Source organism: Paraburkholderia solisilvae (assembly GCF_902859875.1).
Classification (GTDB): domain Bacteria; phylum Pseudomonadota; class Gammaproteobacteria; order Burkholderiales; family Burkholderiaceae; genus Paraburkholderia; species Paraburkholderia solisilvae.
On sequence record NZ_CADIKF010000100.1, the window covers coordinates 1 to 7,404 of the forward strand.

The 7,404-nt window shown below is 64.9% G+C and carries 8 protein-coding genes and 1 pseudogene; all 9 read left to right on the top strand.

The genetic code is table 11. The features are described from left to right. The first annotated feature begins 102 nt into the window (after window positions 1-102). Entirely contained in the window at window positions 103-474 is a 372-nt protein-coding gene (locus tag HV675_RS31640; RefSeq protein WP_175115398.1) for a DMT family transporter, read from the top strand. Between the two features lie 128 nt (window positions 475-602). Then, entirely contained in the window at window positions 603-1,754 is a 1,152-nt protein-coding gene (locus HV675_RS31645) for a DegT/DnrJ/EryC1/StrS family aminotransferase (protein ID WP_175115399.1), read from the top strand. Window positions 1,755-1,939: 185 nt separating this feature from the next. Then, window positions 1,940-2,983 (top strand): glycosyltransferase, encoded by a 1,044-nt coding sequence (locus HV675_RS31650; RefSeq protein ID WP_175115400.1) that lies wholly within the window; start codon window positions 1,940-1,942, stop codon window positions 2,981-2,983. Further along, window positions 2,980-3,954 (top strand): formyltransferase, encoded by a 975-nt coding sequence (locus HV675_RS31655; RefSeq protein ID WP_175115401.1) that lies wholly within the window; start codon window positions 2,980-2,982, stop codon window positions 3,952-3,954. The genes HV675_RS31650 and HV675_RS31655 overlap by 4 nt, the downstream gene beginning before the upstream one ends. Then, the gene (locus HV675_RS31660) at window positions 3,954-4,997 is read left to right on the top strand and encodes a bifunctional UDP-4-keto-pentose/UDP-xylose synthase (RefSeq protein ID WP_175115402.1); all 1,044 of its coding nucleotides are present in this window, start codon (window positions 3,954-3,956) and stop codon (window positions 4,995-4,997) included. The genes HV675_RS31655 and HV675_RS31660 overlap by 1 nt, the downstream gene beginning before the upstream one ends. A gap of 62 nt (window positions 4,998-5,059) precedes the next feature. Then, window positions 5,060-5,956 carry a polysaccharide deacetylase family protein gene (locus HV675_RS31665; protein WP_175115403.1) on the top strand — a complete coding sequence of 299 codons (897 nt, stop codon included), beginning with the start codon at window positions 5,060-5,062 and terminating at the stop codon, window positions 5,954-5,956. Between the two features lie 152 nt (window positions 5,957-6,108). Further along, entirely contained in the window at window positions 6,109-6,570 is a 462-nt protein-coding gene (locus tag HV675_RS31670) for a peroxiredoxin (RefSeq protein ID WP_175115404.1), read from the top strand. A 21-nt stretch (window positions 6,571-6,591) separates the two neighbouring features. Further along, window positions 6,592-6,849, top strand: a complete 258-nt coding sequence (locus HV675_RS31675; protein ID WP_175115405.1) for a hypothetical protein — start codon at window positions 6,592-6,594, stop codon at window positions 6,847-6,849. Between the two features lie 138 nt (window positions 6,850-6,987). After that, a pseudogene (locus tag HV675_RS31680) lies at window positions 6,988-7,404 on the top strand (hypothetical protein); the annotation flags it as partial.

Below are 7,404 nucleotides of genomic sequence, written 5' to 3' on the forward strand. Positions count from 1 at the left end.
CAACCCGGCGCGACGCATCCGGGCGCGGCCGCCGCACCGGGCGCCGACGCCGCGCGGCCCGCCAGCACGCCAACCTCGCCCTGATCTCCACGCATACGCTCGATGAACCCGATCTCTCTTTTCTGCATCCTCGCGGGCGTCACGCTGAACGCGTGCGCGCAACTGTTGCTGAAGGCCGGCACGAATGCCGTTGGACACTTCGAATTCACCCGTGCGAACATCCTGCCCATCGGTATCAAGCTCGCGACGCAATGGCCGATCATCGGCGGCCTGGCATGCTACGTGGTGAGCGTCGTGGTGTGGATCGTCGGGCTGTCGCGCGTCGATGTTTCGATCGCCTATCCGATGCTCTCGCTCGGCTACGTGCTGAACGCGGTGGCCGCGTGGTATCTGTTCGGCGAAGTGCTGTCGGTGCAGCGCCTGATCGGCATCGGCATCATCCTCGTCGGGGTGTTCGTGCTCGCGCGCAGCTAGGCGCGGCAAGCCGGCCGCCTACCCGCGCGCGCCGGGCCGCGGCGTGGCTCACGCGCTTGCGTCAAGCGGTTGAAAGTATTCGTTATGCTGTCGGCATTGGCCCGTCATCCTTATCGCTCAAGGCTCTCATGACCCAGTCATCCGTCCCGTTTTTGCCGTTCGTTCGCCCGGATATCGATGAAGAAACGATCCGCGGCGTCGCCGACGTGCTCCGCTCCGGCTGGATCACCACCGGTCCGCAGAACCAGGCGTTCGAAGCGGCCTTGTCCGAATTCTGCGGCGGGCGTCCGGTGCGCGCGTTCAACTCCGGCACGGCGACGCTCGAAATCGGCTTGCGGATCGCGGGCGTCGGCCCCGGCGACGAGGTGATCACCACGCCCGCGTCGTGGGTCGCGACTGCCAATGTGATTCTCGAAACCGGCGCCACGCCGGTGTTCGTCGATATCGATCCGCAGACGCGCAATATCGATCTCGACGTGCTCGAACAGGCCATCACGCCGCGCACCAAAGCGTTGCTGCCGGTCTATCTCGCGGGCCTGCCGGTCGATATGGACCGACTCTACGCGATTGCGCGCGAGCACAAGCTGCGCGTGATCGAGGACGCCGCGCAAGCGCTCGGCTCGACATGGAAAGGCGAGCGCATCGGCAAGCTGGGCGATATCGTGTCGTTCAGCTTCCACGCGAACAAGAACCTGACGTCGATCGAAGGCGGCGCGCTGGTGCTGAACGACGATGAGGAAGCGCTGCTCGCGCAGAAGTACCGTCTGCAAGGCATCACGCGCACCGGCTTCGACGGGATGGATTGCGACGTGCTCGGCGGCAAGTACAACCTGACCGATGTCGCCGCGCGCGTCGGTCTCGGTCAGATGCCGCATCTTGAACGCTTCAATGCGCAGCGCAAGACACTCGCGCGCGCGTATTTCGCGGGTTTCGCGGGCGGCGTCGCGGAAAAACTCGGCATCGGCCTGCCGCTCGCCGATTTCGAGAACAGCAACTGGCATATGTTCCAGATCACGCTGCCGCTGGAAAAGCTGTCGATCGACCGCGGCGGCTTTATGGGCGCGCTCAAGGAGCGCGGCATCGGTTCGGGCGTGCACTATCCGGCGATCCACCTGTTCTCGCTGTATCGCGCGCGCGGTTTCAAGGAAGGGATGTTCCCGCATGCGGAACGGTTCGGCGCAACCACGGTCACGCTGCCGCTTTTCACACAGATGAACGCAGGCGACGTCGCGCGCGTCTGCCGGGCGGTCAACGAGATCTGCGAGCAGTACGGGCGCTGACACACCTGAAGCGCAACGGGCCGGCGTCGGCCCCGCGTGCGGGAGGCTGGACGCAAGCAGGACACAGGCAAGACGCAAGCAGAACACAGGCAGCACAGGCAAGACACGCGCGGGGAACAAGCAGTGAACAAGCAGGACAAAACCATGGCGAAACCAGGGACACACCAAGCGGAACACAAGCCGACATGAGCCAAACGGAACACCGCCGGGCACGGCCGGAAGTCTCGGTCATCATCCCGGTCTATAACGAGGAAGCCGGACTGCAGGCGCTCTTTGCGCGCCTGTATCCGGCACTCGATGCGCTCGCCACGAGCTACGAAGTGATCTTCATCAACGACGGCAGCCGCGACAGGTCGGCGGCGCTGCTGGCCGAGCAGTTCCGCGCGCGTCCCGATGCGACACGCGTGATTCTGCTGAACGGCAACTACGGCCAGCACATGGCGATTCTCGCGGGCTTCGAGCAGTCGCACGGCGAGATCGTGATCACGCTCGACGCGGACCTGCAGAACCCGCCCGAGGAAATCGGCAAGCTCGTCGCGAAGATGCGCGACGGCTTCGACTATGTCGGCACGATCCGCATGCAGCGGCGCGACAGCCTGTGGCGCCGCAAGGCATCGCAGGTGATGAACCGGCTGCGCGAGCGTATTACGCGCATCAAGATGACCGACCAGGGCTGCATGCTGCGCGCGTACAGCCGCCATATCGTCGATACGATCAATCGCTGCGGCGAGATCAACACGTTCATTCCGGCGCTCGCGTACACGTTCGCGCAGAACCCGGTCGAAATCGACGTTGCGCACGAAGAGCGCTTTGCCGGCGAATCGAAGTATTCGCTGTACAGCCTGATCCGCCTGAACTTCGATCTGGTCACCGGCTTTTCGGTCGTGCCGCTGCAATGGCTGTCGTTTATCGGCGTGATTCTGTCGATGGGTTCCGCGGGTCTGTTCGTGCTGCTGCTGATTCGCCGCTTTGTGATCGGCGCGGAAGTGCAAGGCGTGTTCACGCTGTTCGCCATCACGTTCTTCCTGCTCGGCGTGATCATTTTCGCGCTCGGCCTGCTCGGCGAATATATCGGGCGCATCTATCAACAGGTGCGTGCGCGGCCGCGCTACCTCGTGCAGACCATCCTCGAGCAGCGCAACGGCGAAACCATCGCGGCCACGCCGCGGCAATCGGTCGTGCAGGCGGTGCAGCCCGCGCAGATCATGGACCAGGGGCCGAACTCGTGAAGCCGCGCGCCGTTGTCTTCGCGTATCACAATGTCGGCGTGCGCTGCCTGCAGGTCTTGCTCGCGCGCGGCGTCGACGTCACGCTGGTCGTCACGCACGAAGACAACCCGAGCGAAAACATCTGGTTCGGCAGCGTCGCGCAGGTCGCGCGCGAGCACGGCATTCCGGTCGTGACGCCCGCCGAGCCGCACAGCGCGGAACTGCGTGCGGCCATCAGCGCGGCGCGGCCCGACTTTATCTTCTCGTTCTACTACCGGCATATGCTGCCGCTCGAGCTGCTCGCGCTCGCCGCGCGCGGCGCGTACAACATGCACGGTTCGCTGCTGCCGAAGTACCGCGGCCGCGTGCCGACCAACTGGGCGGTGCTGAACGGCGAAACCGAAACCGGCGCGACGCTGCACGAAATGGCCGCGAAACCGGACGCGGGCGCGATCCTCGCGCAGACGCCGGTGCCGATCCTGCCCGACGACACCGCCGCGCAAGTGTTCGACAAGGTCACGGTCGCCGCCGAGCAGACGCTCTGGCGCGTGCTGCCCGCGCTGCTGGCCGGCGAGGCGCCGCATCTGCCGAACGATCTCGCGCAGGGCAGCTATTTCGGCGGCCGCAAGCCCGAAGACGGCCGCATCGACTGGACCCAGCCCGCGCAGCGCGTGTACAACCTGATCCGCGCGGTCGCGCCGCCGTATCCGGGCGCGTTCACCGACCTCGGCAACGAGCGCTTCGTGGTCGCCCGCGCGCGGCTGATGGCGCCCGGCAGCGCGCCGGTAAATTTGCCGCCGGGCCTCCACGTAGGCGATAATGTCTTTTTTGCGACATGCGGCGATGGCCGTGCGATCGCGATTCACGAACTTTGGCACGTCAATTTGCAAACAAGTGTGCAAATGAGCGGCAGCGGCACGAGCGGCGAGCAAGCCGCCAACGCTATCACGCCCGCCGAATTCACCCGGCTCACCCAACCTTCCCGTCACTGATGAAAAAAGTCCTGATTCTGGGCGTGAACGGCTTTATCGGCCATCACCTGTCCAAGCGCATTCTCGAAACGACCGACTGGGAAGTCTTCGGGATGGACATGCAGACCGAGCGCCTCGGCGACCTCGTCAAGCACGAGCGTATGCACTTCTTCGAAGGCGACATCACGATCAACAAGGAATGGGTCGAATATCACGTGAAGAAGTGCGACGTGATCCTCCCGCTCGTGGCGATCGCGACGCCGGCCACCTATGTGCAGCAGCCGCTGCGCGTGTTCGAGCTCGACTTCGAGGCGAACCTGCCGATCGTGCGTTCGGCGGTGAAGTACCGCAAGCATCTGGTGTTTCCGTCGACCTCCGAGGTGTACGGGATGTGCGCGGACGACGAGTTCGACCCGGATGCATCCGAGCTCATCTACGGTCCGATCAACAAGCCGCGCTGGATCTACGCGTGCTCGAAGCAGTTGATGGACCGCGTGATCTGGGGCTACGGCATGCAGGAAGGCCTGAACTTCACGCTGTTCCGGCCGTTCAACTGGATCGGCCCGGGCCTCGACTCGATCTACACGCCGAAGGAAGGCAGCTCGCGCGTGGTCACGCAGTTCCTCGGCCATATCGTGCGCGGCGAGAACATCAGTCTCGTCGACGGCGGCGCACAGAAGCGCGCGTTCACCGATATCGACGACGGCATCGGCGCACTGATGAAGATCATCGACAATGCGAAGGGCGTTGCGTCGGGCAAGATCTATAACATCGGCAATCCGAAGAACAACTACTCGGTGCGCGAGCTCGCGCACAAGATGCTCGCGCTCGCGGCCGAATTCCCCGAGTACGCCGACAACGCGAAGAAGGTGCAGCTCGTCGAGACGTCGTCGGGCGCGTACTACGGCGCCGGCTATCAGGACGTGCAGAACCGCGTGCCGAAAATCGACAACACAATGCAGGAGCTCGGCTGGGCGCCGAAGTCGACCTTCGACGAAGCGCTGCGCAAGATTTTCGAAGCGTACCGCGGCCACGTCGCCGACGCGCGCGCGCTCGTCGAATAGCGACGGCCGGCGCGTTCACGCTCCCCCTCCATCGAACCCGCTCTCCGGCAAGGCCCGCTTCCTTGGCTCGCATCGTTCTCAAGATCGACGTCGACACGCTGCGCGGCACGCGCGAAGGCGTGCCGAACCTCGCACGCATCTTCGACCGCTTCAAGGCGCGCGCCACCTTCCTGTTCAGCCTCGGCCCCGATCACACCGGCTGGGCGATGCGCCGTGTGCTGCGCCCGGGTTTTCTGAAGAAGGTGTCGCGCACGTCGGTGGTCGAACACTACGGCATCCGGCAACTGATGTACGGCGTGCTGCTGCCGGGCCCCGACATCGGTGTGCGCGCGGCCGCCGAGATGCGCGCGATTCACGAGGCCGGCTTCGAATGCGGGATCCACACGTGGGACCACGTGTACTGGCAGGACAACGTGCGCACCCGCGAGCGCGGCTGGACCGCCGCGCAAATGGAGCGGAGCTACGCCCGCTTTGTCGACGTGTTCGGCACGGCGCCCGCCACGCATGGCGCAGCCGGCTGGCAGATGAACGCTCACGCGTTCGAGCAGATCGACGCGTGGGGGATGCGTTACGCGTCCGACGGGCGCGGCCACACGCCGTACTTTCCGGTGGTCGGCGGCAACACGCTCGCGCACGTGCAGATGCCCACCACGCTGCCGACCCTCGACGAAGTGCTCGGCACCAACGGCATCGATGAAAGCAACGTCGCCGCGTGGCTGCTGAAACTGACCGACGGCAACCCGCGCGACCAGGTCTTCACGCTGCATGCGGAACTCGAAGGACAAAAGCTCGCGCCGGCGTTCGAACAGCTGCTCGACGGCTGGCGTGCGCAAGGCCACACGTTCGCGACGATGGGCAACTATCACGCCGCGCTAGACCGTGACACGCTGCCATCGTACCCTGTCACGTGGGGCGAAATTCCAGGCCGCTCCGGCGAGCTGATCGTTCAGCCCGATTGACGCGCGTCCGACATCCATCACCGCGCGCCGGTCATCCTGGCGGTTGCTCCCGGCCTCCCGCCCCGCCGGCCCCGTCAAGCTCGAGCCGGCGCAAACCTGCATGCCGCGTGCGACATAGACAGTCTGCCCGGCCATAACAATCGGAGAACCCTGTGCCCATCGCAGTCGACCAACCCGTCCCCGACTTCACCGCGCCCGCAACCGGCGGCGACTTCACGCTCTCCGGTCTGCGGGGCACGAAGGTCGTGCTGTATTTCTATCCGAAGGACAACACGCCGGGCTGCACGACCGAAGGTCTGCAGTTCCGCGATCTGTATCCGAAGTTCAAGGCGGCGCACGCCGACATCGTCGGCGTGTCGCGCGACAGCCTGCGTTCGCACGAGAACTTCAAGTCCAAGCTGGATCTGCCGTTTACGCTGGTATCGGACCCGGAAGAAACGCTGTGCGCCCTGTTCGGCGTCATGAAACTGAAGAAAATGTATGGCAAAGAAGTACGTGGGATCGAACGCTCGACGTTCGTCATCGACGCAAAAGGCGTGCTGCGACTCGAATGGCGCGGCGTGAAAGTGCCGGGCCACGTCGATGAGATTCTGGAGGCTGTACAAGCGCTGTGAGGCGCGTTATATTGGGCCGCAATGAGTGCCTGTTCACCCCATATTTTCCGCAGCTGCGCCCGTCGTCATCACGTTCGTCACACGCCTGACATTCAGTCAGGCATCCGCGACGTGAGAGCCGCAAGGCTTATCAGGCGCAACGCGACGACCTCAGTCGAGCCGCTTGCCCCGTTCACCGGGGCGGCGGCTTTTTTAATTGCGCGCGGCCACTTTCCCTTTGCCGCGACGCCCATCCTCGTCAAGGAGCCGATCGAAAAACAGGCGAACCGGCATCACTAAACGAAGCGCGCCGGCCGGCGCAAACTGCGTGTGCCACATCAGCACGTTCAGGATGCGACAGCCGGCGCACACGACATGTCGCATTGATCGTCGCACCGTCCGCGCACGGTCCGTGCCCCGATTCCTTCGAGGGAAACCATGCCTTTGCCTACTCCGCCCAGCAAGCTCGGTAATCTGTTGTCGCCTGACGAATACAAGGCCAAAGCCCATCCGGCACGGCCCGCTCGAAAACAGGCGCACGAAGGGGAGCAAGCAGAGTCGCCCGAATTCGGGCGTGCCAATGTCGCCGTGCCGATGACGGATGCGGCGAATGCGGCCACCACGCTGCGGCCGGTGCCGGTTGCCGCCGCGACGCTGGCCGGTATCGATGCGCCCGCGGTGCCGTCCGACGTGTCCGCCGCATCCTCGGCGTCCGCGGCGTCCACTACCGGCGCCCCGGCGCGAGGCCGCAAGACGAAACAGACGGCCGCCTTGCTGCAGCCGATCCAGCCGGCGCCGCTCACGGCCGACGAGGAAGACGTCGATACGCGTCCGCTCGCGCGCCGCGGCAAGGAG